At 73.9% G+C, this 25813-nt stretch carries 21 protein-coding genes; 6 read left to right on the forward strand and 15 right to left on the reverse strand.

What is annotated here, in order from left to right; all coding sequences use genetic code 11:
• Positions 1-80 precede the first annotated feature (80 nt).
• The 5 genes from DMA15_RS28960 to DMA15_RS28980 all read right to left on the reverse strand — a co-directional run bounded on the left by DMA15_RS28960 (position 81) and on the right by DMA15_RS28980 (position 8340).
• Complete coding sequence (locus tag DMA15_RS28960; RefSeq protein WP_240659987.1) at positions 81-1520, reverse strand: hypothetical protein; 1440 nt, start codon at positions 1518-1520, stop codon at positions 81-83.
• Positions 1517-3046, reverse strand: a complete 1530-nt coding sequence (pelF, locus tag DMA15_RS28965; protein WP_125515671.1) for a GT4 family glycosyltransferase PelF — start codon at positions 3044-3046, stop codon at positions 1517-1519. The genes DMA15_RS28960 and pelF overlap by 4 nt, the downstream gene beginning before the upstream one ends.
• 141 nt (positions 3047-3187) lie before the next feature.
• A complete protein-coding gene (locus tag DMA15_RS28970; protein ID WP_125515672.1) occupies positions 3188-5341 on the reverse strand; it encodes a hypothetical protein in 2154 nt (717 codons plus the stop codon).
• A gap of 594 nt (positions 5342-5935) precedes the next feature.
• The gene (locus DMA15_RS28975; protein WP_125515673.1) at positions 5936-7330 is read right to left on the reverse strand and encodes an FAD-dependent oxidoreductase; all 1395 of its coding nucleotides are present in this window, start codon (positions 7328-7330) and stop codon (positions 5936-5938) included.
• A 140-nt stretch (positions 7331-7470) separates the two neighbouring features.
• Positions 7471-8340: a DUF4349 domain-containing protein gene (locus DMA15_RS28980; RefSeq protein ID WP_240659988.1), complete on the reverse strand. Its 870-nt coding sequence runs from the start codon at positions 8338-8340 to the stop codon at positions 7471-7473.
• A gap of 145 nt (positions 8341-8485) precedes the next feature.
• On the opposite strand from DMA15_RS28980, the gene hemG reads away from it, so the two are divergent.
• Complete coding sequence (gene hemG, locus DMA15_RS28985) at positions 8486-9961, forward strand: protoporphyrinogen oxidase (RefSeq protein ID WP_125515675.1); 1476 nt, start codon at positions 8486-8488, stop codon at positions 9959-9961.
• Positions 9962-9965: 4 nt separating this feature from the next.
• Positions 9966-10685 carry a hydrogen peroxide-dependent heme synthase gene (gene hemQ / locus DMA15_RS28990; protein WP_055531766.1) on the forward strand — a complete coding sequence of 240 codons (720 nt, stop codon included), beginning with the start codon at positions 9966-9968 and terminating at the stop codon, positions 10683-10685.
• 16 nt (positions 10686-10701) lie between these two features.
• On the opposite strand, the gene DMA15_RS28995 is transcribed toward hemQ, so the two are convergent.
• The 7 genes from DMA15_RS28995 to DMA15_RS29025 form a co-directional block, all read right to left on the reverse strand.
• The gene (locus DMA15_RS28995; RefSeq protein WP_125515676.1) at positions 10702-12333 is read right to left on the reverse strand and encodes an alpha/beta hydrolase; all 1632 of its coding nucleotides are present in this window, start codon (positions 12331-12333) and stop codon (positions 10702-10704) included.
• 109 nt (positions 12334-12442) lie between these two features.
• Positions 12443-13216 (reverse strand): TIGR04222 domain-containing membrane protein, encoded by a 774-nt coding sequence (locus DMA15_RS29000; protein WP_125515677.1) that lies wholly within the window; start codon positions 13214-13216, stop codon positions 12443-12445.
• A gap of 40 nt (positions 13217-13256) precedes the next feature.
• Complete coding sequence (locus tag DMA15_RS29005) at positions 13257-14066, reverse strand: DUF4142 domain-containing protein (protein WP_125515678.1); 810 nt, start codon at positions 14064-14066, stop codon at positions 13257-13259.
• 118 nt (positions 14067-14184) lie between these two features.
• On the reverse strand, positions 14185-15270 hold the full coding sequence (locus DMA15_RS29010; protein ID WP_125515679.1) for a TIGR04222 domain-containing membrane protein: 1086 nt from the start codon (positions 15268-15270) through the stop codon (positions 14185-14187).
• A gap of 4 nt (positions 15271-15274) precedes the next feature.
• Positions 15275-16603 carry a DUF692 domain-containing protein gene (locus tag DMA15_RS29015; protein ID WP_125515680.1) on the reverse strand — a complete coding sequence of 443 codons (1329 nt, stop codon included), beginning with the start codon at positions 16601-16603 and terminating at the stop codon, positions 15275-15277.
• A 116-nt stretch (positions 16604-16719) separates the two neighbouring features.
• A complete protein-coding gene (locus DMA15_RS29020) occupies positions 16720-17487 on the reverse strand; it encodes a DUF4142 domain-containing protein (RefSeq protein ID WP_125515681.1) in 768 nt (255 codons plus the stop codon).
• Positions 17488-17636: 149 nt separating this feature from the next.
• Positions 17637-18395, reverse strand: coding sequence for a peptidyl-tRNA hydrolase (locus DMA15_RS29025; RefSeq protein ID WP_240659990.1), 759 nt, complete (start codon positions 18393-18395; stop codon positions 17637-17639).
• Positions 18396-18477: 82 nt separating this feature from the next.
• On the opposite strand from DMA15_RS29025, the gene DMA15_RS29030 reads away from it, so the two are divergent.
• The gene (locus tag DMA15_RS29030; RefSeq protein WP_125515683.1) at positions 18478-19473 is read left to right on the forward strand and encodes an ATP-binding cassette domain-containing protein; all 996 of its coding nucleotides are present in this window, start codon (positions 18478-18480) and stop codon (positions 19471-19473) included.
• Positions 19473-20141, forward strand: a complete 669-nt coding sequence (locus DMA15_RS29035) for an ABC transporter (protein ID WP_125515684.1) — start codon at positions 19473-19475, stop codon at positions 20139-20141. The genes DMA15_RS29030 and DMA15_RS29035 overlap by 1 nt, the downstream gene beginning before the upstream one ends.
• 28 nt (positions 20142-20169) lie before the next feature.
• On the opposite strand, the gene DMA15_RS36805 is transcribed toward DMA15_RS29035, so the two are convergent.
• On the reverse strand, positions 20170-20325 hold the full coding sequence (locus DMA15_RS36805) for a hypothetical protein (protein WP_164551845.1): 156 nt from the start codon (positions 20323-20325) through the stop codon (positions 20170-20172).
• A gap of 9 nt (positions 20326-20334) precedes the next feature.
• The gene (locus DMA15_RS29040; protein WP_125515685.1) at positions 20335-21207 is read right to left on the reverse strand and encodes a polysaccharide deacetylase family protein; all 873 of its coding nucleotides are present in this window, start codon (positions 21205-21207) and stop codon (positions 20335-20337) included.
• 465 nt (positions 21208-21672) lie between these two features.
• Between DMA15_RS29040 and DMA15_RS29045 the strand changes: the two genes are divergently transcribed.
• Complete coding sequence (locus DMA15_RS29045; protein ID WP_206302866.1) at positions 21673-23118, forward strand: MFS transporter; 1446 nt, start codon at positions 21673-21675, stop codon at positions 23116-23118.
• Positions 23119-23445: 327 nt separating this feature from the next.
• Entirely contained in the window at positions 23446-24933 is a 1488-nt protein-coding gene (locus DMA15_RS29050) for an MFS transporter (protein WP_240659992.1), read from the forward strand.
• Here DMA15_RS29050 and DMA15_RS29055 read toward each other — a convergent pair.
• Positions 24878-25813, reverse strand: a complete 936-nt coding sequence (locus tag DMA15_RS29055; protein ID WP_240659994.1) for a PhzF family phenazine biosynthesis isomerase — start codon at positions 25811-25813, stop codon at positions 24878-24880. The two genes, DMA15_RS29050 and DMA15_RS29055, sit on opposite strands and share 56 nt — an antisense overlap.

The raw sequence follows: 25813 nt of genomic DNA on the forward strand, positions 1-25813 counted from the left end.
CTTGCTGTGGGGCGTGGGGTGTGGGGCGTAGGGATCGAGCGGTGGGGCTTGTGTGTGGGGGGGCGTGGTGCGCGGGCCGCTCAGGCGTGTGCCGTCGGCCTGCCCAGGTGGTGCAGGGCGACGGCGAGCAGCGCGAGGGCCGCGGCCGTGCAGCCGATGAGCTGTGCGGTGGGGGCGGTCAGGGCGCCGGTGCGGGGGAGCGCCGCGACGGCGGCCGCGGCGGCCAGACAGGGCACGGCCGACGGCCACGCCGTGCCGAACGCCTGGAGGAGCAGGGCGAGCCACAGCACGGCGCCCAGGAGCAGCAGCGGGACCGGGCGCGCCCCGACCAGGACGGCGCCCAGGGCGAGCGGGGCGAGATAGGCCGCCCCGCACACGGCCAGCGCGCGTGCGGCGCGGAGCCAAAAGCCCCGGGCGGTGGCCGAGGCGTGCAGGGCGGTCACGGCGAGCCCGCGGTAGCGGTGCAGCAGCCACTCGGCGGGCCCCATGCTCAGCGTCAGCACGATGACGGAGTACGGCTCCTGGGACCCCGCCACCGCGGTGAGCACGCCCGCCGCCAGGCCGAACAGGCCGTACGGCACCGACTGCGCCAGGCGTGGCGCGGGTCCCGGCGCCGGGGCCTCCCGCAGCGCCGAGCGCAGCGCGTACCCGGCCGCCGCCGCCGCCCACACCACGGTGAGCAGCGGCAGTCCGGTCCGCAGCGGGCCCGGCGGCTGCCACCACGGCAGCGCGGCGGCACCCGCGGCGACGGGAAGCAGCGCGGCGGCGAGGGCCTTCTCGCGGCCGAGGACCAGCAGCACTCCGGCGGCCGCCAGATAGCAGGACTGCCCCACGGCGAACAGCGCGGCGGCCCCGGGCCCCGCGACCAGCAGCCCCGTACCGGAAGCGGCCGCGACCCCGAGCGGCGCGCCGGCCAGCAAAGCGCGCCCCGCTCCGTGGCGCCCGGCGGCGAGCCGTACGTACGCCCGATGGCTCAGCGCCTGGGACCAGGCCCAGGACACCAGGGCGGCGGCGATCAGTCCGTGCAGTCCCGCGGTCGACGCCCAGACGCCCTCCGCGAGCAGATACGCCGTGCCGGGGAGCGCGAAGAGGAGGCCGCGCAGAGCGCAGCGCAGATGGTCGGGCCGCCAGGGGTCGGGCGGCGGCGGTGGCTTCCGGTGGCTGCGCGGCACCCGCCGGAAGACGGCGTCGGCCAGCGAGAAGAGATCAGGTTGCCCGTATGTCTCCTGGATCCGGTCGCCCGTCAGGCCCTGCGACTCCAGGAGCGCGGCGACCTCGTAGGGGTGTACGGCAGCCCCTGCCTCCTCGGCGAGTTCGGCCGCGAGGCGGTCCACGGGGTCGTCGGCGCGGGCGGGCCGCAGCGTGCCCCGGGAGCGCGGGCCGGCGTGTCCGGGGGCGTCCGTGGCCGTGCGGGGCGGGCGGGCCAGGCGCAGGGTGAGGGTGTCGTCGGGGTAACCCTCGCGGTGGTCTTCACGGCGGCCGTCGCGAGGGCGGGGGCGCAGGGGGAGGGGGCCGCTCATCCGGCCACCTCGGCGGGTACCTGATGGAACGTCAACTCGGGTGCGTACGGGTTGCTTTGTGCGCCCATCAGCTCCGCGTATATCGAGCGGAAGGCGTCCACCGTCTGGCGGAGCGTGAACTGTTCGATCACCCGCAGCCGGGCCGCCTCGCCCATCGCCGCCCTGCGGGGAGGGTCGCGGAGCAGTTCGAGCGCCGCCCGCGCCATGGCTTCCGGCGCGCGCGGCGGCACCACGAGGCCGGTCGGGCCGACCGCCTCCCGCACTCCGCCGACGTCCGTGGAGACCGTGGCCCGGCCGCACGACATCGCCTCGATCAGCGTGAACGGGAAGCCCTCGCTGATGCTGGAGAGCATGACGACGCTGCCCGCCGCGTAGGCGTCCTTGATGTGCTCGACACGGCCCTCGAAGACGACCGCGTCACCGTGCCCGAGCTGGGCGGCGAGCGCCTCGCACCGCTCGCGGTAGGCCTCGCCGCCGCGCGGTGTGCCGCCGAACAGGCGCAGTCTCGCCTCCGGTAACTCCTGTCTGACCTGGGCGAAGGCGCGGATCAGCGTCTCCAGGTCCTTGATCGGGTCGACCCTGCCCGCCCAGCTCAGGGTGGGGCTCCGCGGCTCGGGGCCCGCGGGCGGGAACGCCTCGGGGTCCACGCCGTTGTAGACGGTCCGGATGAGGGAGGGGTCGGCGCCGCCGCGCTCCTCCCAGAGGCGGTTGTAGCGGTTGCCCGGGGTGATCAGGGCGGCCTTGCGGTACGTCTCCTCGGCGAGCAGTCGGAAGAAACCCAGCAGGAGGGCCTTCACCGGCCAGCTGTACGGGCCGGTGCGGTAGCCCAGGTAGCGCTCGCGCAAGTACACGCCGTGTTCGGTCAGGAGCAGGGGCACGCCGTGGAGTTGATGGGCGATCAGACCAGGTAGCGCCGCGATGCCGCCGCTGACCGCGTGTGCCACCCCGTGCTCGGGAGGGCGGGCGGCGAGCGGGCGCAGGGCGTGTTCGAGCAGGCTTGTGGCGGTGACGGCGTCGTGCAGCGTGGGCCGCGCCTCGGCGACCGCGAGCCCCGGGGCGTTCCATACGGACGCCAGGAGCCGCACCGCGCGGTCGGAGCGCAGGGCCGGGGTGAGGGCGCCGTCGCGGGCGTGCCGGGCGAGGTCGTGCAGGGCCGGTGCGAAGCCTTCCTCGGCGGCGGGGTCGAGGAGTGCGGTGAGGAACCGCTCGTAGGAGGCGAGGAGTTGGCGTGCGCGGCGGCCGCGCGGGGCGTGGCCCGGCGGGGTCGGCCCCCACATGGGCAGGCAGACGGGCGCCTCGACGTGGGGCGGCAGCTCCCAGGCGAGGGCTTCGCGGCCGGTGCCGGTGACGGCGAGGACACCGAAGTCGACGTCGGGCATGCCGCGCACGAGCTGGTCGCACCAGACGCTCACGCCGCCGTGGCTGTGCGGATAGGTGCCTTCTGTCAGCAGGGTGACGCGGGGGCGGCGGGACGGGGGTGCCGGTGCCGGCACGGGTCTCGGTATCGGCGAGGAGGAATCGGGCATGGCGGGGCTCCGCGGGTGAGTCGTCGAGCGGGCGGGGCGTGGGGAGTGCGGGTGCCGCTGTCGGCGGGGGTGCCTCGCGCGCGGTGGGGCGGGGCCCCGGGCGGACGTGCCGCCGTGTCCCCTCGCGTCGCGTTCGCGGTGTTACGTCGTCGGGGGTTCGGGGGTCGCGCCGGACGTGCCCGGCTTCACGTACCGCTTCACGCCTGGCGGTACCGGCAGCTTCTTGTACGCCTTCGGAAGCTCGGCCCGGGCGGGGGCCTTCGCCGCTGCCGTCGGTGCCGTGGGCAGTTTGAGCGTGACCCGGTCCTGGAGGAGTGCCGGAGAGACCCAGCCGGAGGTCCTGCCCGCGTACGCCGTGCCGAACGGGTCGGTGCCGAGCAGGTGCTGGCGCACCGTGCCGGTGGGCATCGTGGCCCGGGCGGCCACGCCGGCGGGGGCCTGGACCGTCACGGTGTCGCCGATCCGGTAGGCGGTGACGCGGCCCGCCTTGACCGCCGTGTCCCAGGCCGCGCGGGAGCGCAGCTCGCCGCCGATGTCGGCCATCCGCAGGTTGACCACAGGGGCGTTGGACGCGAACAGGGCTTCGTAGGAGTCGAGTACGCGGTTCAGGACCGGGTACGCGATGCGGTCCTCGGCGAGGTTGGACTGGTGGATGAAGTGCGGGCGGGGATCGTTCGCCAGGACGTGTCCGAGCGCGATCGTCGACTCCACCGGCACGATGTGGTCCTGGTAGCCGGTGGTGAGGTCGAGGGGCGCGTCTAGGCAGGTCGCGACGGGGGAGTTCTCGCAGACGCCGCTGCCGCCGTCGGCGGCGCGGGTGTAGATCCAGTTGTACTCGTCGACCTGTTCCTCGGCCCGGCCCGCGTTGTAGAAGACGTTCATCGGGAAGCGCGGCACGGTCAGCGCGGGGCCGACCTGGCGCTGGGCCCTGTCCCGGGAGTTGTCCGAGCCGAGCCACGTCACGCCATTGTCCCGCAGGGCGCCGGGCAGGTTCGGGTTGTCGTCGGGCTGTTGCGGCAGGACCTTCAGGCCGGAGTGCTCACCGGTCACCAACTCGCTGTTGGTGAGCGGCAGTCCGGCCCGCTGGCCCCAGGCGCGGTTGTCGGAGATCTGCTGGGAGATGTCGGCGCGCGAGACGTAGCGCGTGCTGCCGTCCGCGTTCTGCGCGCACTTCCACGGGACCGCGCTGACGTCCTGGACGCAGCCGAGGAAGGGGTGGTTGTAGGTGTGGTTGATCCAGCGGTGGTCGGCGCGGTCGGCGATGAGCCGGTCGGCGAGGGGGTCCGCGCCGCCGTTCTCCTCGCGGTACAGCTCGCTGCCGCCGCCGTTGAAGGCCATGTCGAGCGGGAACTTCCGGCCCTTGGACCACTCGGTGGCGTGGGCCGCGTCGTCCGGCGTCATCCGGATCGGGTCGGGCGTGCCCTCGCCCGGCGGGCAGTCGACGTCGCCCGGCGTGCAGTTCAGCTCGGTGTCCCAGCGGTCGTCGGCGCCGAACACGTCGTCGACGTGCACGGCGAAGTAGTTGCGGGACGCGCCCAGGTGGACGCCCTGCGTCAGCCAGTCCACGATGCCCCGGGCGAGCAGGCGGAACTGCCGCTGGTGTTCGTTGTAGACGAAGGTCACCACCAGCTCGCGCCGCCCGTCGTGGCGGTACTCGCCCACGAGCGAACCGCGGCCCTGGCCGCCCGGGATCGGCGCGTCCACGTAACTGGTGAAGTCCGCGCCGGGCGCGGGCTCGGCCAGGAAGCCGTAACTCTCGCCCACTGACGGCGAGTTGTCTTCGAAGGGAACCTGGTCCGCCAGATATCCGAAGGGGCCGCTCTTGCCCGCCGCCGTCACCTGGGCCCGTACGCCGTCGAGCGACCCGCTGAACTCCGGTGTCTTCAGGCCCGCTTCGGGACGGGCGTAGGTGTACGCGTCCACCTGGGGGATCGCGTACGTCTGCTCGTACGACGCCAGGGCGGCCAGCTCCGCCGAACCGGCCCCGAACGGGTTGTCGTTGGGCAGGACGACGGCCTGGAACTTGGCCCGCGCCCTGCCGTTCACGGTGTCCGCGAGAAACGCCTTGTCGATCACGGGGCGTCCGCTCCGGCGCAGGTCGACGGTGGTGTACGGCGTGCCCTGGCCGTCGAGTTCGGCGATGATCGCGGCGGTGGCGGGGCCTCCGTCGGTCACCACGAGGACGCGCAGGTCGATGCGGGGCTGCTCGGCGGCGAAGGCCGGAGCGCCGGGCAACGAGAGCGCGAGAAGCAGAGCGCCGGCTCCGAGAGCCGCCGCTCGCGCGGTGTGTCTCATGCGGTGTGTGGTCCCCTCCACGGTCGGGCCGAGGGGGTGTCTCCACCCACGGCCCGCCCCCCCAAACGGCGCCGCTCACACGTCGCCGTGTGTGTCGGTGCCGCTCTGACGCGTCACATAGTGCGGCCCACCTGGGGGGTCTGTGCCGATTCTGTGAAACCTGGCGGAAAAAAGACGGCACGCCCCCAGGGGCGCGTGAGGAGGGTCGCGGGAAGCGTGATGCGCCCCGGAAGCGGAACTTCCGGTGCGGCGTGGCCGCTCAGAGGGGTCGCCGTCCTCGCGCCGCGTATGCGTGGCGCCTACATGCGCCCGCCGTGGGCGGGCTCCCACGGCGGGCGAATCACCAGTGGTCCAGACCACTTGGAATCAGCCAAGAACGGGCGATCATGGAGCGGTCGCCATTTCCCGGAAAGCGCGTACTGACCTGCGCGGCAGGCGTGCGCAGCCGCCCGGGAGGGGGGCGCAAACAGGGCGCGTCGGGGGCGCGCGGGGGGCGCCCCCGCTTTATTCCCGGGTTTCTGCAACTGCGTATGGGTTGCAATAGTTTCAGCTAGGTCGCTTGCCCACGGTTCAGCCGGGTTGCCCGTCCACGGTTCAGCCGGGTTGCCCGTCCGCCGCCCGTACCGCCGCCACCGCCTTGCGCGCCGCCACCAGGATCGGGTCCCACACCGGGGAGAACGGCGGCGCGTATCCCAGGTCCAGTGCCGTCATCTGCTCCACCGTCATCCCCGCCGTCAGCGCGACCGCCGCCACGTCCACCCGCTTGCCCGCGCCCTCGCGCCCGACGATCTGGACGCCCAGGAGCTTGCCCGTGCGCCGCTCGGCCAGCATCTTCACCGTCATCAGGGCCGCGCCCGGGTAGTAACCGGCGCGGTTCGTCGACTCGATGGTCACCGCCACGTACCGCAGCCCTGCCGCCCGCGCGTCCTTCTCGCGCAGACCCGTCCGGGCGATCTCCAGGTCGCAGACCTTGCTGACGGCCGTGCCGACCACGCCGGGGAACGTCGCGTAACCCCCGCCCACGTTCGACCCGATGACCTGCCCGTGCTTGTTCGCGTGCGTGCCGAGCGCGATGTGCCGCTCGCGCCCCGACATCAGGTCGAGGACCTCCACGCAGTCGCCGCCCGCCCAGATGTCCTCGTGCCCGCGCACCCGCATCGCGAGGTCGGTCAGCAGGCCGCCGTGGTCCCCGAGCGGCAGCCCCGCCTCGCGCGCCAGCTCGGTCTCGGGGCGCACGCCGAGACCGAGGATCACCACGTCCGCCGGGTACTCGGCGTTCTCCGTGGCCACCGCCCTGACCCGCCCGTCGTCATCCGTGAGGATCTTGGTGACCTCGGCGTCGTTCACCATCTCGATGCCGAGGCCCGTCATCGCCTCGTGCACGAGCCGGCCCATGTCCGCGTCGAGCGTGGACATCGGCTCCTTGCCGCGGTTGACGACCGTCACGTCGTAGCCGCGCTGGATCATCGCCTCCGCCATCTCGACGCCGATGTAGCCCGCGCCGACGACCACGGCCCGGCGGCCCTCTGTGTGCTCCAGGGTGTCGATCAGGGCCTGGCCGTCGCCGAGGGTCTGCACGCCGTGCACGCCGGACGCGTCGATGCCGGGCAGCGACGGGCGCAGCGGCCGGGCACCGGTGGCGATGACGAGCTTGTCGTACGCGGTCCAGTACTCCTCGCCCGCTTCGAGGTCACGGGCGAGCACGCGGCGGCCCGGCACGTCGATGCGGCGCACCTCGGTGCGCATCCGCAGGTCGATCGCGCGCTCGCGGTGCTCCTCGGGCGTGCGGGCGACCAGCTCGTCCCGGCCGTCGACGGCACCGCCGACCCAGTAGGGGATGCCGCAGGCGGAGTACGAGGTGAAGTCGCCGCGTTCGAACGCGACGATCTCCAGTTCTTCCGGGCTCCTGAGCCTGCGTGCCTGGGACGCCGCCGACATGCCGGTGGCGTCGCCTCCGATGATGACCAGTCGCTCTTGTTTGGTGCTCATGCGGACACGCTACGGCGGCGCTGCGGGGTGCTGCGCTGGCTTGGGCGGGTGGCTATGTGGAGATCCGCGGGTTCGTGGGGGCTGGGCGCGCAGTTCCCCGCGCCCCTTACGGGGCGCCCCCCACGCGTCTCCCGCGCCCCTTACGGGGCGCCCCGCCCGTGGCGGGGGCGTACTACTCGTAGCCACAGCAGCAGGAGCAGTGCGGCAACCGCCGCGAACGGCAGGACGGCCGCCAGTGCGATCACGACCCAGCGCAGTCCGGTGACGAACACGTCCCAGCCGCCCCCGAGGGCGTCCCCGAAGGTCGGGTCCTCGTCCTCGGCCGGTGCCTGCTCCGGACGTTCGGTGAGCGACAGGGTGATCGTCGCCAGCGAGACGCGGTCCTTCAGCGAGGCCCGCTGCGCGAGCAGCGACTCCAGGTCGGCCTGACGGGTGCTCAACTCGCTCTCCAGGGTGACGACATCGCTCAGCTTCGTCGCCTTGTCCATCAGCTCCCGCACCCGCGCCACGCTCGCCCGCTGGGACTTGACGCGGCTCTCCACGTCGACGACCCGGTCGGTGACGTCCTGCGCCTTGGCCTCGCGGTCGAGCAGCTTGCCGGTGCCTTCGAGGGCGGTGAGGACGTCCTCGTACTTCTCCTGCGGAACGCGCAGCACCACGCGGGAGCGCTCGCGGCCCTCGTCGTCGCGCGACGTGTTCTCGTTCCCCACGATGCCGCCCGCGTCCTCGGCCGCCGCGCGGGCCTCCTCCAGCGCCTCGGGCACGTCCTCGACCCGCACGGTGATCGTCGCGGTGCGGATGACCTGGGAGCCGGTCAGCTTCGACGGCTTGCGCTTCCCGGACGCGCCGGACTGCGCGCCCGCCGCGTCCTCGGGCCCTTGCGGACCGGCGGCACGATCGGCCGCCGCCGCCCCCTTGGCGTCCCCGCCGCTGTCGCCGTCGCCGCTCGCGGTGCACCCCGTGAGCGCGAGCGCGACCGCCAGGAGCAAACCGAGGAGAGCCCGGACCATGAGCCTGCCTGACGTGTGCATCGATGTACCCCCGAGGGCCGTGGCCAGTGATGCTCCTACGACGCCGGGGAGGGGCCCCACGGTGGTTGCCGACCGGTTCCGATGCGGTCACGGTCGGGACTCGGCGGTCTGAGAGAGTGGAGGCATGCGCGAAACGGACACACGTACGGGCAGCGGCCGTCCCGGGACCCACGCCGTCGTCATCGGAGGCGGAATCGCCGGACTTGCTGCCGCGCACCGGCTCCTCGCCACCGATCCGCACACCCGCGTGACCGTCCTTGAGGCTTCCGGCCGGCTCGGCGGCAAGCTGCGCGCCGGTGAGATCGCCGGGGTCCGCGTCGACCTCGGCGCCGAGTCGATGCTCGCCCGCCGCCCCGAGGCCGTCGCCCTCGCCCGTGAGACGGGCCTCGCCGACCGGCTCCAGCCGCCCGCCACCGCGACCGCCGCGATCTGGACCCGGGGCGCTCTGCGCCCCATGCCCAAGGGGCACGTCATGGGCGTGCCCGGTGATGCCTCCGCGCTGGCCGGGGTCCTCTCCGACGAGGGTCTGCGCCGCATCGAGCGGGAGCGCGAGCTGCCGCCCACCGAGGTCGGTGACGACGTCGCCGTCGGCGAGTACGTCGCCGCGCGCCTGGGCCGCGAGGTCGTCGACCGCCTCGTGGAGCCGCTGCTCGGCGGGGTGTACGCGGGCGACGCGTACCGCATCTCGATGCGCTCGGCCGTTCCCCAGCTCTTCGAGGCCGCCCGCACGCACGCCTCCCTCACGGACGGCGTCCGCGACATCCAGGCGCGCGCCGCGCGGAACCAGCAGACCGGGCCGGTCTTCATGGGCATCGACGGCGGCATCGGCGCGCTGCCCCTCGCCGTCGCGGAGTCGGTACGCGCGCGTGGCGGCCGCATTCTGACCGACACGCCGGTCACGGAGCTGCGCCGCACCGGGGACGGCTGGCGCGTCGTCACCGGGAGCGAGGTCCACGAAGCGGACGCCGTCGTCCTCGCCCTGCCCGCGCCCGCCGCCGCGAAGCTCCTGGACGCCGAGTCGCCCGCCGCGGCCGCCGAGCTGCGCGGCGTCGAGTACGCCTCCATGGCGCTGATCACGCTCGCCTACCGGCGCGCCGAGACGGGCCTCCCCGGAGGCAGCGGTTTCCTCGTGCCGCCCGTCGACGGGCACACCATCAAGGCGTCCACCTTCGCGAGCAACAAGTGGGGCTGGATCGACCGGCAGGACCCGGACCTGCTTGTCCTGCGCACCTCCGTCGGGCGGTACGGCGACACGGCCGACCTCGACCGCGACGACGCCGACCTCGTCGGCCTCTCCCGCCGCGATCTGCGCGAGGCCACCGGGCTGACCGCCACCCCCGTCGCCGCCCGCGTCACCCGCTGGGACGAGGGCCTGCCGCAGTACCCGGTCGGCCACCACGCGCGCGTGGCCCGCGTCCGCGCGCATGTCGCCGCGCTGCCCGGCCTCGCGGTCTGCGGAGCGGCGTACGACGGCGTCGGCATCCCCGCGTGCGTCGCGAGCGCCAACGCCGCCGTCGACCGGCTGGCCGGGGACCTCATGGGTGTGGAGCAGCTCACCCGCGACCCGGTGCAGAGCCTGCACGGCGGCGGAGGAGAATAGCCCCATGAGTGACGACGCCCCCGCCAAGACCCCCAACGCCGGCAAGAAGGCCAAGGACCTCAACGAGGTCATCCGCTACACCCTGTGGTCGGTCTTCAAGCTGCGTGACGTGCTCCCCGAGGACCGCGCCGGTTACGCCGACGAGGTCCAGGAGCTGTTCGACCAGCTCGCCGCCAAGGACATCACGATCCGCGGCACCTACGACGTCTCCGGCCTGCGCGCCGACGCCGACGTCATGATCTGGTGGCACGCCGAGACCGCCGACGAGCTGCAGGAGGCCTACAACCTCTTCCGCCGCACCAAGCTGGGCCGCGCCCTGGAGCCGGTCTGGTCGAACATGGCGCTGCACCGCCCCGCCGAGTTCAACAAGTCGCACATCCCGGCCTTCCTCGCCGACGAGACGCCCCGCGACTACGTCTCCGTCTACCCCTTCGTGCGCTCCTACGACTGGTACCTGCTGCCCGACGAGGACCGCCGCCGCATGCTCGCCGACCACGGCAAGATGGCCCGCGGCTACCCCGACGTGCGCGCCAACACCGTCGCCTCGTTCTCCCTCGGCGACTACGAGTGGCTGCTCGCCTTCGAGGCCGACGAGCTGTACCGCATCGTCGACCTCATGCGTCACCTGCGCGCCTCCGAGGCCCGGATGCACGTACGTGAAGAGGTGCCGTTCTACACCGGCCGCCGCAAGTCCGTCGCGGACCTCGTCGCGGGCCTGGCGTAACCGCGGGACGGGTCGGTCAGAGCGCCCTCGGGCGCTCCACCGCCCGCCCGCCGGACTCCGGCCGGGGCTCCTTGTGCGGTGCGCACGCCGCGCGCCGCACCGGGAGGCGGCCCTCCAGGAGGTACGCCTCCAGGTATCCGTTGACGCACTCGTTGGGGCCGCCGCCGATGCCGTGCGTGCCCGCCTCCCGCTCGGTGACGAGCACCGAGTTCGCCAGCCTGCGGTGCAGCTCTCGCGCCCCCTCGTACGGGGTCGCGGCGTCGCGCTCGGCGGCCAGGATCAGCGTCGGGGCCAGCTCGTCGCCGTCCGCGCGCACGTCGAGCGGCTGCTGCCGGGGCGCCTGCCAGTAGGCGCACGGCAGGTTCATCCAGGCGTTGTCCCAGGTCTCGAAGGGCGCGAGGCGCGCGAGGAGCGTGTTGTCGCGGTCCCAGGTGGCGAAGTCCGTCGGCCAGGGGGCGTCGTTGCACTCCACGGCCGTGTAGACGGCGTTGCCGTTCTCGTCGTCGGCGGCCGCGCGCCGCTCGGGCGCGGCCTGCTCGATCAGCGGCTTCGGGTCGCCCTTCAGATACGCGGAGAGCGCCTTGGCCCGCTCCGGCCAGTAGTCGTCGTAGTACCCGGCCTGGAGGTACGCGGCGTGGAGCTGGCCCTGACCGACCTTGCCTCCCGCGGGCTTTCGGCCCAGCTCGTCGCGTACCTTCTCGTAGTTCTCCATGACCTTCTCGGGCGTCGTGCCCAGGTGGTACGTCTTGTCGTGCTTGGCCACCCAGGTGCGGAAGTCCGCCCAGCGCCGCTCGAAGGCCGCCGACTGGTCGAGGTTGTTGCGGTACCAGATCTGCGCGGGGGCGGGGTTGACCGCCGAGTCGAAGACCATGCGGCGCACGTGCGTCGGGAAGAGCGTCGCGTAGACGGCCCCGAAGTAGGTGCCGTACGAGGCACCCATGAACGTCAGCTTCTTCTCGCCGAGCGCGGCCCGCAGCACGTCCAGGTCGCGCGCGTTGTTCAGGGTCGTGTAGTGCCGCAGGCCGGGGTTGCGGGCCGCGCACCCGCGCGCGTACGCCTTCGCCCGCGCGATGCGCTCCTGCTTGTACGCGTCGTCGGGGTGGACCGGGGCCGATGAGGGTGCCTTGCCGAACTCCTTCGGGTCCTGGCAGGAGAGCGGGGCCGAGCGGCCGACACCGCGCGGCGCGTAGCCGATGAGGTCGTAGGCGGCGGCGACGCGCTTCCACTCGGGCATGACGCCGATCATCGGGAAGTACATGCCGGACGCGCCGGGTCCGCCGGGGTTGAAGACGAGCGCTCCTTGCCGGGCGACGGCTTTCCCCTTCGCCGTCCCCTTCGCCGTCCCGTGCTTCTTCGCCTTCGCCTTCGGCTTGGTGCGGCTGACGGTCAGTTTGATCTGCTCGCCGTGGGGGTGCGCGTAGTCCAGCGGCACGGAGACCGTGCCGCACTGGAGGGTGGCGGGAAGGCGCTCGGCCTTGGCGCAGATGCCCCAGCGGATCCCGGCGGCCTCGGCGCGCTGGGCGGCGACGGCGGTGCCGTGCGCCTCGGGGGAGGGCGGGGTGGCGCTCGCGCTCCCCGCGGGGGCGGCGACGAGGGCGGTCAGGACCAGGGATCCGGCGGTTCCATAGCGGGCGGCTGCTGCTCTCATCGCGCTTCACTACCTCTTTTGTTCGGCCATGCGTTCCAGGCGATCTTCGAACAAAAGGGATGATTCGTGTGATATTCGGAGAAGTAAAGCACCGGTCGCCGGTGTCGGCTCAAAGCCCCCCTTGCGCGACCCCCCGCCGCCCCCGGTCGGTGAGGGCGGCCCGCAGCTCCGGCTCGGCGACCGCGCGGACCCCGCGCACGGCCACGGCGGCCAGCTGGTCGTCCCGGGTGGGCAGCGCGCCAAGGAGCCGCTGACCGGCGGGCGACGCCCACCGCGTATACGGATGGACCTCGACGCGGGCGATCGCCAGACACCCCACGCACATGAGCAGCGGCAGCCCGAACCAGACCGCGACCGGCACCTGCCCCGAGGCTCCCTGTCCCTGCGCCGGCATGAGGACCGCCGCGGCGCCGAGCGCGAGCACGGCCACCGTCGCCGCCCGCACCTGGCGGACGGCGGAGGCGACATGGGAACCCACGCCCTCCGGGACGGCGAGCCCCGCGGCGACGAGCCGGTCCGCGAGCGCCCGCACGGCCTCGGCGGTGGCCGCGCCCCGGCGTATCGGGGCTATCCGCGACTGGCCCGCCGGGCCGATCGCGCCGAGCACGGAACGCTCCATGTCGTCGCGGCCCACCGGGTCGACCACGGTCGCCCACCCCGTGTGCGCGATGAGCAGCCGCCGCGCCCGGGCCATCGCCACCAGCGCCACGTCGGCGACGCGGGCGGGCCCGCCGGAGAGGAACGCGGCCTCGTAGAGCGTGAGTTCGTGGCCGCGCGGCGCCGCCCTCTCCTGGTCGGCGGCGCGGCTCGCGGCCAGACAGAGGCGACCGCAGGCGAGGCCGGTGACGGCCCAGGCGAGGAGGAGCAGAGGGACCCAGAACATGGCGGTGTTTCTATGCGAAGCGGTCACTGGGCGCCACGGGTTATTCACTATGCGGACGCGGGGTGACGGGTATATAACGTTCCGTTTGCGGCCGGGCGTTCGGCCTCTCCGGCTCGGGGCGGGACGCGGCGGGCGGCAGGGGATACGTCGGTGACGGGGTGACCGGCGTGGCCGGGTCCGGTGAGGTGGCCGGGCCCGGTGGCGCGGGGGAGCGGGTCAGGGGCGGCGGGCCCGCGGTCGCCGCGTCCCGGGCGATGCCCTCGAAGTCGACGAGGCCGGTGGCCTCCAGGACGGTGATGTGGTCGAGGACGGTCGTGTTCGCGTCGTCGGCGAGGGCCCGCACCAGTGAGTTGCGGGTGTTCGCGCGGACCTCGGCCACCACCGAGAACACCTTGCCGTGCGCGCGCCGCAGGATGTTGGCGAACTTCTGGTTGTACGTCTCCCCGCGCGCCCGGCTCAACTCGGCGAGCCAGCGCCGCTGCTGGGGGTTGGGCTGGCTGGGCAGTTCGAGGCTGAGCCGGGTGGCGACCTCCCGTACGCGCGCGTCCAGGAACGCGTGCCCCTCGACGAGGTGCTCGCCCGCGGTCCGCACCGCCTTGGTCGTGCCGCGCTCCTCCGCCTGCTGTCCGGCGGGCAGTTCCCACAGGCCCGCGAGGCGGACCTTGGTGATGAAGTCCCGGTCCAGGGCGGAGAGCGGCCCGAAGTCGGTCGACACCGTCTCGGCGTTGAGTCGGTCGAGGCCGGTGCCCGAGCGGTCCTCGTAGGACCAGAGGGGGAAGAGCAGCGCGGCCAGGGTCGCGACGAGTCCCGCGACGATGAGGCCTGTTCCATTGATGGCTGGGGATCGCATGGTGCCTCCTGTTGCGGCACCGCACGTTAGTGCGCCTCGGGCGCGGGATGACGGGTTATCGCGGGGTGTACGTCAGCTGCCGTACGGCTGTGTGGGGCGGGGCCGTTGGCGGGTGCCCTCAGAAGGAGGAGGACGAGCTGCTGCAACTGGACCCGCCGCCTCCGCCGCCACCACCCCCGGAGCAGGAGGAGCCGCCGCCTCCACTGGAGCAGGCCACCCCGCTTCCGCCGGAGCAGGCAGACCCGCCTCCACTTGAGCAGGCGTAGCCGCTCCCGCCGGAGCAGGCCAAGCCGCCGCCGGAGCAGGCCGCCCCGCTCCCGGAGCCGCAGCCGGAGCGGCCCGAGCAGGCGAAGCCGCTGGGGCCGCCCCACGCCCCGGGATCCCGGGACGGGGCAAGGTGCGGGCCCGCCGCAGCAGGCGTCCGCCTCCGCACGCGGGCGGCGGCGATCAGCTGGGCGCGCAGGTCGGGGTGGGCCGCCGCGAGGCCGCGGGTCGCCACGAGGTGCGCCGCGCCCGTGAGGTGGCCCGAGGAGGCGACGTACTCGTCGAGAGCGCGGCGCCCCGCGGCGGTGAGCTGCTTCTCGGTGACCGAGAGGCAGCCCAGGGCGATCGCGAAACCGATGACGCTGGCGGGCACCATGTGGAGGATGGCGTCGAGGACGCGGTCGGTGCCGCCGAGCTGCGCCGCGTCGTCCGCGTACTGCGCCACGGTCAGCATGGAGGCCACGAGGAACCCCAGGAAGCACGCGAAGAGTTGCGCCCCGGCCCAGGTCCGCCACGTCCGCCGCGGGCCCGGCCGCATGAGGAGGCCGCGTGCCGCCAGCGCGTCGCCCGTCTCCCGCACCGGGCCGCTGTGCGTCACGGCCGCGCGCAGCCAGTGCAGGGAGGCGCTTGGCGCCGCGCGGTGGGTGTCGATGACGGCCTGCTCGGCGGGGTTCCTCGCCGTGGGCCGGGGGATGCCGACGACGCCGGGCCCGGCCACGACCAGGCGGCCGTCGTCGTGCAGGCCCGCGATCAGCGCGTCGGCGAGCCGGGCGGGACCGCCGGAGAGGAACGCGGCCTCCCACGTCCCGCGCACGAAGTCGCCGTGGTCGTCCCCGGCCGGGTCCGGGCCCTGGGGGCGCCCGGCCGCCACCACGCCTCTGATCAGCGCGGCGGAGGAGGCCAGGACGAGGACCGTGTACATGATTCCCGCGATGCTCACCGTGTCACCGCCTCAGCAGGACCCGCCGGGTGGCCTGGAGCAGTCGGGCGGCGGGCCCCCGCGACAGGGGCGCGGGGCCGGAGCGCTCCAGCCACCAGTCGCTCAACCGCGCCCTGGCGTCGGCGTCCTCGGGCCGCCCGGCGAGCAGCAGGTACTCGGCGAAGCCCAGCGCGTCCTGGCGGTAGCCGCCCGTCATGGGCCGGGAGTGGGCGTAGGCGAGGAAGTCGGCGCGGTACGCCGCGCCGAGGATGCCCGGCAGCTCGGGCGCGACCTTCGCGACGACATCGGCCCGCTTGGCGGCCAGCGCCTGGCTCTGCACCTTCAGCCGCACCCGGTCGAACCCTTCGGGCGCCGGGGTCCCCGCGACGAGCGCGGAGAGCAGAGCGGCCTGCGCGAGGGCGCTGCGCTGGCGGGCGGCGGCGGTCGGCGGGAGTTCCCCGAGCGGCCCGCCGGGGAGGCCCTCACGGCGCCCGTCAGCGGGGTCCACGCCCGAACCTGCTCCCGGACCCGCCGCCCCCCACACCGTGGCCCGGATCGCGTCCAACTCGCGCTCCAGCTCCGCCGGTTCGGGGAAGTTCTCGTCCCGCTCCAGGAGGACCCCCGGCGGGGTCACCCGGGAGGCGAGGTCGGCCAGGATGGCGAGCACCGGTTCCGGTACGGGGTGCGCGTGGCTGTCGTGCCAGACGCCGGCCCGCTCGAAGCCGCCCGCCACATGGACGTACGCGATGGCCTCGACCGGCAGCTCGTCCAGCGCCTTGGCCGGGTCCTCGCCGCGGTTGACGTGGTTCGTGTGGAGGTTGGCGACGTCGATGAGCAGACGTACGCCCGTACGCTCGACCAGCTCGTACAGGAACTGCCCCTCCGTCATCTCCTCGCCCGGCCAGGAGATCAGCGCGGCGATGTTCTCCACGGCGAGCGGCACTGGCAGCGCGTCCTGCGCGATGCGGACGTTCTCGCAGAGCACGGCGAGCGCGTCGCGGGTGCGCGGCACCGGCAGCAGATGCCCGGCTTCGAGGGGCTGCGTGGCGGTGAGGTCGCCCCCGGCGCGTACGAAGGCGATGTGCTCGGTGACCAGCGGCGAGCCGAGCGCCAGCGCCCGCTCGGCGAGCGCGGTCAGCCGCCCCTCGTCGGGGCGGTCGGCGCCACCGAGGCCGAGGGAGACGCCGTGCGGCACGACGGTCACGCCGCGCTCGCGCAGCCGCAGCAGGGAGTCGGGCAGATGGCCCGGACAGACGTTCTCCGCGACGGCCTCTACCCAGTCGATGCCGGGCATCGCCTCCACGGCGTCCGCGATCTCCGGACGCCAGCCGATACCGGTCCCCAGACGCCGCATGGCGCTCCCCTTTCGTCCCCCGGTCTCCCGGTCCCCCGAATCGGTCCCCCCGATCCCGTCCCCGGGTCATTCACCGGGGCGGGGTCGGCCGAACCCTCAGGGGGAGACGTTCAGAGCTACATTTGAGGTTCCGGCCGTCCGGTGTTGATCTGTCCGGGCGGGCCGGGCGAGGGGCGGGACGTGGTGGAGATGTCGCCGCTCGGCCGGGCGGGCACGGGCTCCGGGGGAGTGACCCCGGACGGCGGGGGAGGCCCGGAGGGGCTGGCGGTCGCGTTCGACGCGGCGTCGTTCGCGATCCCGTCGAAGTCGACGAGCCCGGTGGCCTCCAGCATCGTGATGTGGTCGAGGACGGTCTGGTTGGCGTCCGTGGCGAGCTGCCGGATCAGGGAGTTGCGGGTGGTGTCGCGCACCTGGGCGACCACGCTGAACACCTTGCCGTGCGCGACCCGCAGCAGGTTCGCGAACTTGCGCTGATACGTCTCGCCGCTCGCCTCCGTCAACTCCTTCAGCCAGCCCTGCTGTTGCTCGGTGGGCTGATTGGGCAGCTCCACGCCGAGTTTCGCGGCGGTGGTGCGGGCCCGCTGGTCGAGGTCGGTGTGGCCGACGATGAGGTGGTCGCCCGCCTCCTTGATGGCCTCGGTCGGCGCGCGCTCCACGGCCTGCTGGCCGGCCGGTATCTCCCAGAGCCCGGCGAGCCGCACCTTCACCAGCAGATCCCGGTCGGCCGCCGAGAGGGGCCCCCACTGGGTGGCCACGGACCCGGCGGCCAGATTGGCGGGCCCCGTGCCCGAGCGGTCGGCGTACGACCACACGGGGAACGCGATCGCCCCGAGCGTGGCGACGAGCGCCGCGATGATCAGAGCCGTGCCGTTGACGCGCCGCAAGGTGCCTCCCGTGTCGCTCCCGTACTCCCCCGGTGATACCGAGGAGTACGGAAGATACGGGTGGGGTGTTCAAACGCGCGAGAGGTTGTACGAATTGGCGTGCGTGCTGACGTGTCGACGTGTTGACGTGCTGCGGTGCGCGGCGCCGGTCACGGCCGGGGCGGGCGCAGGGCGGGGTGGTCGGCGACCACCGTGCAGGAACCCGGGGCGATCTCCGTGAAGCCCGCGTCGCGGACCACCGGCAGCCCCGAGGCGGTCAGTTCACGCCAGTGGGCGGCCTCGGGGGTGCGCACGGAGAGCGGAAAACCGGCGTCGCGCCAGGCCGTGCGGTCCTCGGCCGACAGCTCCCACCAGGCCAGCTGGGCGCCGTGGCCCGCCTGCGCCATCGCCTTGCCCGCCGACATGTCGAGGTCGGGGCTCATCCACAGGACGGGGTGCGTCGGGTCGGCCCCGGCCGGGGGCTCGGGGTCATCCAGGTCCGTGCCGGAGACCTGGAGCCGCGCCAGCTCCTTGGGCCAGCCGTCCAGCGGGACCGGCGGGAAGACGCGGACCTCCGCCGACTTGCCGGTGACGGTGAGACCGGGCAGCGCCTCCGCCCTGCGCCACTCGGCGCCCCGCGCCCGGCGCACCACCTTGCGGATGCGGGCGTCCTGCCAGTCGCGCATGGCCTGCGCCCACTCGCCGTCGCCGAGGGAACGCTCGTCGCTCAGCATCACCAGGACGGCGCGGGCCGCGGTCTCCAGGGCGTCGGTGCGGGCCGGGGGAGCGGCGCGTTCGATGCGGGCGACGAGGGGCAGCACGAACTGCGGGGCCTCGTCGCGCGAGGTGGTCTCGTGCCGGAAGGGGCTGTCCTGGGCGGTGGTGCTCTCCGCGGAGGTGTTCTCGGCGGTGGTGTTCTCGTCGCTCACGCGTCCAGTCTGCCAGGCGGGAGTTCCGCCCCCGCCGGGGCTCGGGGCGGCCCGGGGAGGGGCGTGCGCGAGGATGGCCCGCATGGAACGTGATCTCGTGGTGCGGCTGGGCGGGGTGGGCCGGCGCTACGGCGTGCGCGGCCCATGGGTGCTGCGCGGTGTCGATCTCGGCGTGCGTGCGGGTGCCCTGGTGCGGGTGGAGGGCGCCAACGGCAGTGGCAAATCGACCCTGTTGCGGCTCCTCGCCGGTATCGACGCGCCCTCCGAGGGGCGGGTGACGGGGCGCCCGCGCACGGCGTACGTCCCCGAACGCTTCCCCGCGGCCATGCCGTTCACCGCGATCGGCTACCTCACGCACATGGCGCGGATCCACGGTGTCGCGCGGGGTGCGGCGAGCCGGGGTGCGGCGGCGCGGAGCGCGGAACGGTGGCTGGAGCGCTTCGGCGCCGCCGAGTACGCGCGTACACCGCTCTCCGAACTCTCCAAGGGCAGCAGCCAGAAGGTCGCCGTGGCACAGGCGCTGCTGGCCGCCCCCGACCTGCTCGTCCTCGACGAGGCGTGGACCGGCCTGGACGCCCCCGCCCGCGCGGAACTCGACCGCGCGGTGGCGGAGCGCACGGCGGCGGGCGGCGCGGTCGCCTTCGTGGACCACGATCCGGGGCGGCTCGCGGGGGCGGTGGATGAGACGTACGGGGTGGTCGGGACGGGGCCGGGGGAGGCTGAGCGGGTCCCTCGTGCCCTGCGCATTCGTCGTGGCTGGTCGCGCAGTTCCCCGCACCCCCAGGCGGCTCCGCCGCTGGGGGCGCTCATGCGGGGGCGGCACGTGGTCATCGAGACGCGGGGCCCGCGGGGCGCGGAGCTGCCGGCTCCGGTCGCCGCGGCGGCGACCGTCGTGACCGACGCTCCGGAGGGAGCCATACGGTTCACGGTCCCGGAAAGCCGCTCTGACCTGGTCCTGCGGGAACTCCTGACGGCGGGACCGCCCTGGCACGTGGTGACGGTGACACGCGCGCCGGCGGGGGCGCCGGTCCCGCCTCAAGCCCCGGCGCAGGCTCCCACTGAAGGGCGGGGCCGGTGATGAGCGCTCTCCTCACCTACCAGGCGGCCCTGCTGGCGCGGTCGCAGCGGTGGCTCGCGCCGGTGATCCTCTACGCGGTCTTCCTGGCCGTCGGCGTCCAGAGCGGGCAGCCCGTCCTCGACTCCCTCGCCTACGCGGCGGCCGCACTGCTGCCGGTCGCCGCCTGGCTGGTGCGTATCTGCGTGAGCAACGAACCGCCCGCGGCGCGCAGTTGCTCCGCCGCCGCGGCCGGGCCGGGGCGTGCGCACCTGGCCTCGCTGCTGGCGGCGTTCCTTGCCGCGTCCGCGCTGGGCGCGCTGGCCGTGCTCGTGGTGACGGTCATGAGCGACGGGGCGTCCACCAACGGGCGCCTGCCCGTGCCTCGCGTCCCCGCGGGCGCCGCAGGCCTCATCGCGATGCTGGTCAGCGCGCTGCTCGGCACGGCCGTCGGCGCCCTCACCAACTGGCCCCTGCTGCGCTCCCCGGCCAAGTCCGTCCCCACGATGCTGCTCGCCGCGCTGCTCCTCCTGGTCACGACGGGCTCCCCGGCCCAGTCGGTGCTGACGGACCTGACGACCGGCTCACGAGAGGGCTCGGTCCCCTGGCCGCTGGGCGCGCTGGCCGGGGCGGTGGTCGCGGCGGTGGCGGCGGGATGGGCGGCCTGCGCGATGAGTTCGCGGCGCGGGTGAGGTCGGTGCCGTCCGGCCGCCCGCTCGCTCAGCCCGAGCACATGGTGCGCTGGGCCTCCTGCCATTCGCAGGGCGGGCAGAGCGTGATGCCTCTGTGGGACTCCGGGTACTCCGTGGGCGCCTGGCACAGGACGCACTCGGGCCTGTCCGCCCCCGTCTCCGCGCCGTGGTCGCCGTCCGTCATGCGTCCAGCCTAGCCCCGCGCCCCCGCCGCTCCCCGGGTCGAACCGATCTGCTCCGACACCCGCACGAAACGGAAGCCCCGCTCCCGCAGCTTCGGGACGATCGTCCGCAGCGCGCGTTCCGTCGTCGGGGCCGCGCTGCGCGTGCAGTGCATGACGACGACCGACCCCGGCCGCACCCCGTCGATCACCTGGCGGGCCACCGCGTCCGCGTCCGTCGCGAAGGCGTCGCCGCTGACCACGTCCCACTGCACGGCGGTGACGCCGCCGGGCGCGAGCGCGCGCAGGGACCGCTGGTCGTAACAGCCGCCGGGGAAGCGGAAGTACGGCAACGGGCGCTCGACGCCCGCCTTGCGGAACGCGTCGAAGGCACGCTCCATGTCCGCCCGCATCCGCTCCGGGGGCACGGTCGGCAGGCCGTAGCAGTCACCGGTGAAGGCGTGGTGGCTGTAGGAGTGGTTGGCGACCTCGAAGAGCGGGTCCTTGCCGATGGCCTTGGCCTGGTCCGGATACTCCTCCGCCCAGCGACCCGTCATGAAGAAGGTCGCGGGCACCTTCAGCCGGCGCAGCGTCGCGACCAGCTCGGGATGGTCGAACCGCTCGCCCGCCGCGGCGCGTGCCCCCTGGTTCACGGTCATGTCCGCGTCGAAGGTCAGCGCGACGGTACGGCCCTGGGTGCGGGAGCCGTTGCTGAAGACAGGGGTGAGGCCCGAGGGGCCGGGCGCGAGCGTGGGCGGGGCGGCCGGCGACGCGGAGGCCGCGGGCCGTGCCTGGCGGCCCGGGTGGCCGGAGGCCGTGGTGTCGCCGGACGAGCACCCGGCGAGGACGGTGGTCAGAGCGCCCAGGGCGCAGAGAGCGGCGCGTCTCCGTACGAGAGTGATCACGCGGTGACGATATGTGCGCGAATCCGATAAACAGGTTATCGGCCCACATGTCCGCCTCGATGCCACCCGTCTGGGCCGGAAGCAGGGGCAGGAAGCACGGGTCGGAAGCCCGGGTCGGGGGCTCGGCGGCAGACAGCGACCCCGTCGGCAGCGTGGTGGTTTATTGCGTTGCGGGGAGGTCGAAGAACGTTTTAGCCTCGCGTGGTTCCGTCGGTGCCCGTTCCGGGGCCCCGGCGCTGTGTTTCGAGGTGATGACGTATCTCCCAGGCCAAGTAGCCGCTCGTTCTGAGGCTCTTTTCCGGTTGTCCGCGATCGCGGGCTCCCGACGCATGCCTCGACGGCGGTGCTCCCGATGGCCTGGGCTTGTCGCACCCTGCTCCCCCCTGTCGCGCCGTACGCGTGCGGGGGCATGCCCAGGCCTGCCTCCGCCCACTTTCCTTCCGTACGCGAACAGGAACCTTCCACGTGTCGACCGACACCCATGCCCACGGCACTCCACGCTCCACAGGGGCCGGCCGTGCCGCCACGATCATTCTGGCCGTGGTACTGATCGCCGAGCTGATGAACGCGCTCGACGGCTCGATCGTCCACACCGCCCTGCCCTCCATCCAGGCGGATACCGGTGCGTCCAGCGCCGCCGTCCAGTGGATCCCCGCCGCCTACACCCTCACCTTCGCCCTCGCCCTGATCACGGGCGGGCGCCTGGGTGACCTCTTCGGGCGCAAGCGGGTCTTCATCGCAGGCACCGTGCTGTTCACGCTGGCGTCGCTGCTGTGCGGGATCGCGACCGGACCGGAGTTCCTGGTCGCCGCGCGGGCCCTACAGGGCGCCGGGGCGGCGGCGATGGTGCCGCAGGTCATGGCCACCATCGCGGTCACCTTCCAGGGCGAGTCCCAGGCCAAGGCGTTCGGCATGTACGGCATGATCATGTCGCTCGGCGGCGTCCTCGGGCCCGTCCTGGGCGCCGTCCTGACCTCCGCCGACATCGCCGGTCTCGGCTGGCGGGCGATCTTCCTGATCAACCTGCCCATCGGCCTGGCCACCGTGCTGTTCGCCCTCCGGTTCATCCCGGAGTCCCGCGACCGGCAGGCCCGCCGTCTCGACCCGCTGGGCATCGTGCTCTCCGGCACCGGTCTGCTCCTTCTCGCCTACCCGCTCACCGTGGGCGGCGAGAAGCACTGGCCGGCGTGGAGCTTCGTCCTGCTCGGCGCGGGCGCACTGACGCTTGTGGCGTTCGTGGTCCAGCAGCGGGCGAAGACCCGCAAGGACGGCAGCGCCCTGGTCGCGCTCTCCCTCTTCCGGAGCAAGGCGTTCGCCGGTGGGCTCGCCGCCCAGCTGGTCTTCGGCCTGGTCTCCGGGGTGTTCCTGCTGACGTGGGTGCTGTTCATGCAGTCCGGCCTCGGACTCACGCCCGGGCAGTTCGCTCCCGCGTCCGTCGCCATCTCCCTCGGCGGCATGGCCGGCGCGATGCTCGCCTCCAAGTGGGCGGGCACCCATATGCGGCGCGTGCCGCAGGCCGGGGCGGTGCTCATCGCCGCGACCCTGGTCGGCTACCAACTGCTGGTCTCCGCCCAGCAGACCGGGACGCCGTTCGTCGCCGCCGTCGCCCCGATGATCCTCGTCGGGGCCGGTTTCGGCATGGTCGGCGCGGGACTCGCCGGTCTCACCCTCAGCCAGGTCGGCCACGAGGACGCGGGCTCCGCGGCGGGACTGTTCAACACCGCCATGCAGCTCGGCACCGCGCTCGGCATCGCGATGGCCTCCGTGGTCTTCTTCGACCATGCCCCAGCGGGCAGCCACGGCACCACCGTGACCGAGGCGTTCGCGGGCAGCGTCTGGTACGTCGTCGCCGCCCTCGCGGTGATGTGGGCGCTGATGTTCCGACTGCCCAAGCCGGTCAGGACCGCCTGAACCACCACCGGCGGCCCCGCCCCGTGCCGGGCGGGGCCGCCGGACCCCCGCGGGCCCGTATACGTATCCGGCCCGGCTCTTCCCTGCTGACCCGGGCGGACGTGTTCCGCCGCTCCTCGATGTGAGGTGATGACGTATCGCCCAGGCCCGATAGCCGTCCTGTTCCCGGCCCGGACAGCACCCGCGCGGTGCCGTTCCCGCCTGCCCGGAACCGACGGCGTCCCCTCCTGGCCCGGGCCCGCTCCTTCTTCCTGTACGCAGTCGGCGTACGCGGCCCCGGCCTGCCCGTATCCCCGATCACCCACCGCGAGCAGGAGTCCCCCTCCCGTGTCCCACGACACCCACCAGGCCACCACCACCGCCACCAGCAACCCGCCACGCGCCGGATCCCCGGCCCCGGCCCAGGCCCCGGCCCCGGCCCGTGCCCGCGCCATCACCCTCGCCGTCGTCCTGACCGCGGAGCTGATGAACGCGCTCGACGGCTCCGTCGTCTACACCGCCCTGCCCTCCATCGCCGCCGACACCGGCGCCACCACCGCGGCCCTCCAGTGGATCGACGCCGCCTACGTCCTGACCTTCGCACTCGGTCTGATCACCGGCGGCCGGCTCGGCGACCTCTACGGTCGCAGGCGGATCTTCCTGGCCGGTACCGCCGTTTTCACGCTGTCCTCGCTTCTGTGCGGGATCGCGGGCGGCCCTGACCTGCTGATCGCCGCCCGCGTACTCCAGGGAGCCGCCGCCGCGGCGATGGTGCCGCAGGTCCTCGCGACCCTGCACGTCACCTTCGACGAGGGCTCCCGGGCGAAGGCGTTCGGTCTGTACGGCACGGTCATGTCGCTCGGCAGCGTCATCGGCCCCGTCCTTGGCGGGGTCCTCACCCAGGCCGACCTGTTCGGCCTGGGCTGGCGGCCCATCTTCCTGATCAACCTGCCCATCGGCATCGCCGCCGTCGTCCTCGGCCGGCGCTGCCTTCCCGAGTCCCACGACCGCACCGCCGGGACCCTCGACCCGCTCGGCATGTTCCTGTCCGCGCTCGGCCTGCTGCTGATCACGCTCCCGCTGACGATGGGCGGCGAACACGGCTGGCCCCTCTGGACATTCGCGATGATGGCCGCCGGTCTGCTCGTCCTGACCGGGTTCCTGGTGCAGCAGAGGGCCAAGCTGCGCAAGGACGGCTCGCCCCTGGTCGTCCTCTCCCTCTTCACCGGCCGCGCCTTCAGCTCCGGGCTCGCCACGCAGCTGGCCTTCGGCCTCCTGTCCGGCGTCTTCTTCCTGTCCTGGGTCCTGTTCATGCAGAACGGCCTCGGTCTCACCCCGGGCGAGGCGGCCGTCGGCTTCGTCGTGGCCTCCCTCGGCGAGATGGGCGGCGCCTGGCTCGCCATGAGCCTCGTCGCACGCCACGGACGGGCCGTGCCCCAGGCCGGGGCCCTGCTCGCCGCCCTCACCCTGGCCGGCTACCACCACCTCATCACCACCGTGGGCACCGGCATGGGAACCGTGGCGGCCGCCGCCCCGATGCTCGCCGTCGGCTTCGGCCTCGGCATGATCGGCGCCCCGCTCGCCGACCTGACCCTCGGCAGGGTCCCCCACCGGCACGCGGGCTCGGCCTCCGGCCTCTTCAACACCGGAACGCAGCTCGGCATCGCGCTCGGAACCGCCCTGACCACCGTCATCTTCTTCACCCACATCGGCGCGGGCATCCGCGGCCCAGCCGTGAACACCGCGTTCGCCGACAGCCTCTGGTACGTCGTCGGCACACTCATCGCGATGGGGGCGCTGATGCAGCTGCTCCCCCAGCGGACCCGCACCGGCTGACGAGCGGAGTCCAGCGTCCGTCGCGGACCACCGCCAACCCGCCGACCCGGGCCGTGATGCCCGCCGGCCCGCGGCGGGCCGAAGCGAGCACGCCGGCAGGGCGACCGAGGGTGTCGCCCTGCTCCACCTCGATCGCGACCGTCCGCGCCCCTGCCGTGTCGAGCAGGTGGGCGGCCAGGCAGCCGGTGCTGTTGGCGTTGGCGACGTCCTCGTCGACGCCGATCGCCGGTGCGAACATCCGCGCCGCACCCGGCCGGTCACCCACCGGCGGTACGTACACGAAACAGCCGAGGAGCCCGTACCGCCGGCACGCCGCCGCCAGCCTGCCGAGGTGCGGGCGGACTCGGAGCAGCACCGACCGGTCGTGGACCGGGACCAGCATGCGTGGCGCGCCGGGCGAGGCGATCCGTGGCGCGTCGGTCGGATGCGCGTCGTCCGCCGTGAGCCCGAGGGCGGCGACGATCGCGGCGCGCTCGTCCGGTGCCGGGTGACGCAGGGCGACGGGGCCCTGGTCGAACCAGACCTCGATGGCGGCGGGGCGGCGGATCGCGACGGTGTCGAACGTGCGCCCGCCGGTGTGTTGGCGGTCGGTCAGCTCGCCCAGCGCGGTGCGGGTCAACCGGACGGCCTGCGCGGCGACGGTGCCGTGGCCGCAGCCGGACAGTTCGGCGGTGGCGGTGAAGAACCGGACCGGCAGGCCGCCGTCCGGCGTCCGCCCCGGGCCGAGGAACGCCGCGTGCGAGGTGCCGGCCGCGGCGGCGACCGCACGCCGGTCCGCGTCCGTCGCCGCCGGGTCGTCGTCGGTGACGGCCGTGGGGCTGCCGCCCCGGCCGTCGCGCCGCACGCACGCGTCGACCACCGTGACATCAGGCCAGGACAT

The sequence above is a fragment of the Streptomyces sp. WAC 01529 genome (assembly GCF_003945545.1).
GTDB lineage: Bacteria > Actinomycetota > Actinomycetes > Streptomycetales > Streptomycetaceae > Streptomyces > Streptomyces anatolicus.

What these genes read in the sequence shown, in the direction of transcription:
- DMA15_RS28960 (WP_240659987.1), bottom strand. Translation starts at nt 1,520, where the DNA reads ATGAGCGGCCCCCTCCCCCTGCGCCCCCGCCCTCGCGACGGCCGCCGT.
- pelF (WP_125515671.1), bottom strand. Translation starts at nt 3,046, where the DNA reads ATGCCCGATTCCTCCTCGCCGATACCGAGACCCGTGCCGGCACCGGCA.
- DMA15_RS28970 (WP_125515672.1), bottom strand. Translation starts at nt 5,341, where the DNA reads ATGAGACACACCGCGCGAGCGGCGGCTCTCGGAGCCGGCGCTCTGCTT.
- DMA15_RS28975 (WP_125515673.1), bottom strand. Translation starts at nt 7,330, where the DNA reads ATGAGCACCAAACAAGAGCGACTGGTCATCATCGGAGGCGACGCCACC.
- DMA15_RS28980 (WP_240659988.1), bottom strand. Translation starts at nt 8,340, where the DNA reads ATGGTCCGGGCTCTCCTCGGTTTGCTCCTGGCGGTCGCGCTCGCGCTC.
- hemG (WP_125515675.1), top strand. Translation starts at nt 8,486, where the DNA reads ATGCGCGAAACGGACACACGTACGGGCAGCGGCCGTCCCGGGACCCAC.
- hemQ (WP_055531766.1), top strand. Translation starts at nt 9,966, where the DNA reads ATGAGTGACGACGCCCCCGCCAAGACCCCCAACGCCGGCAAGAAGGCC.
- DMA15_RS28995 (WP_125515676.1), bottom strand. Translation starts at nt 12,333, where the DNA reads ATGAGAGCAGCAGCCGCCCGCTATGGAACCGCCGGATCCCTGGTCCTG.
- DMA15_RS29000 (WP_125515677.1), bottom strand. Translation starts at nt 13,216, where the DNA reads ATGTTCTGGGTCCCTCTGCTCCTCCTCGCCTGGGCCGTCACCGGCCTC.
- DMA15_RS29005 (WP_125515678.1), bottom strand. Translation starts at nt 14,066, where the DNA reads ATGCGATCCCCAGCCATCAATGGAACAGGCCTCATCGTCGCGGGACTC.
- DMA15_RS29015 (WP_125515680.1), bottom strand. Translation starts at nt 16,603, where the DNA reads ATGCGGCGTCTGGGGACCGGTATCGGCTGGCGTCCGGAGATCGCGGAC.
- DMA15_RS29030 (WP_125515683.1), top strand. Translation starts at nt 18,478, where the DNA reads ATGGAACGTGATCTCGTGGTGCGGCTGGGCGGGGTGGGCCGGCGCTAC.
- DMA15_RS29035 (WP_125515684.1), top strand. Translation starts at nt 19,473, where the DNA reads ATGAGCGCTCTCCTCACCTACCAGGCGGCCCTGCTGGCGCGGTCGCAG.
- DMA15_RS36805 (WP_164551845.1), bottom strand. Translation starts at nt 20,325, where the DNA reads ATGACGGACGGCGACCACGGCGCGGAGACGGGGGCGGACAGGCCCGAG.
- DMA15_RS29055 (WP_240659994.1), bottom strand. Translation starts at nt 25,813, where the DNA reads ATGTCCTGGCCTGATGTCACGGTGGTCGACGCGTGCGTGCGGCGCGAC.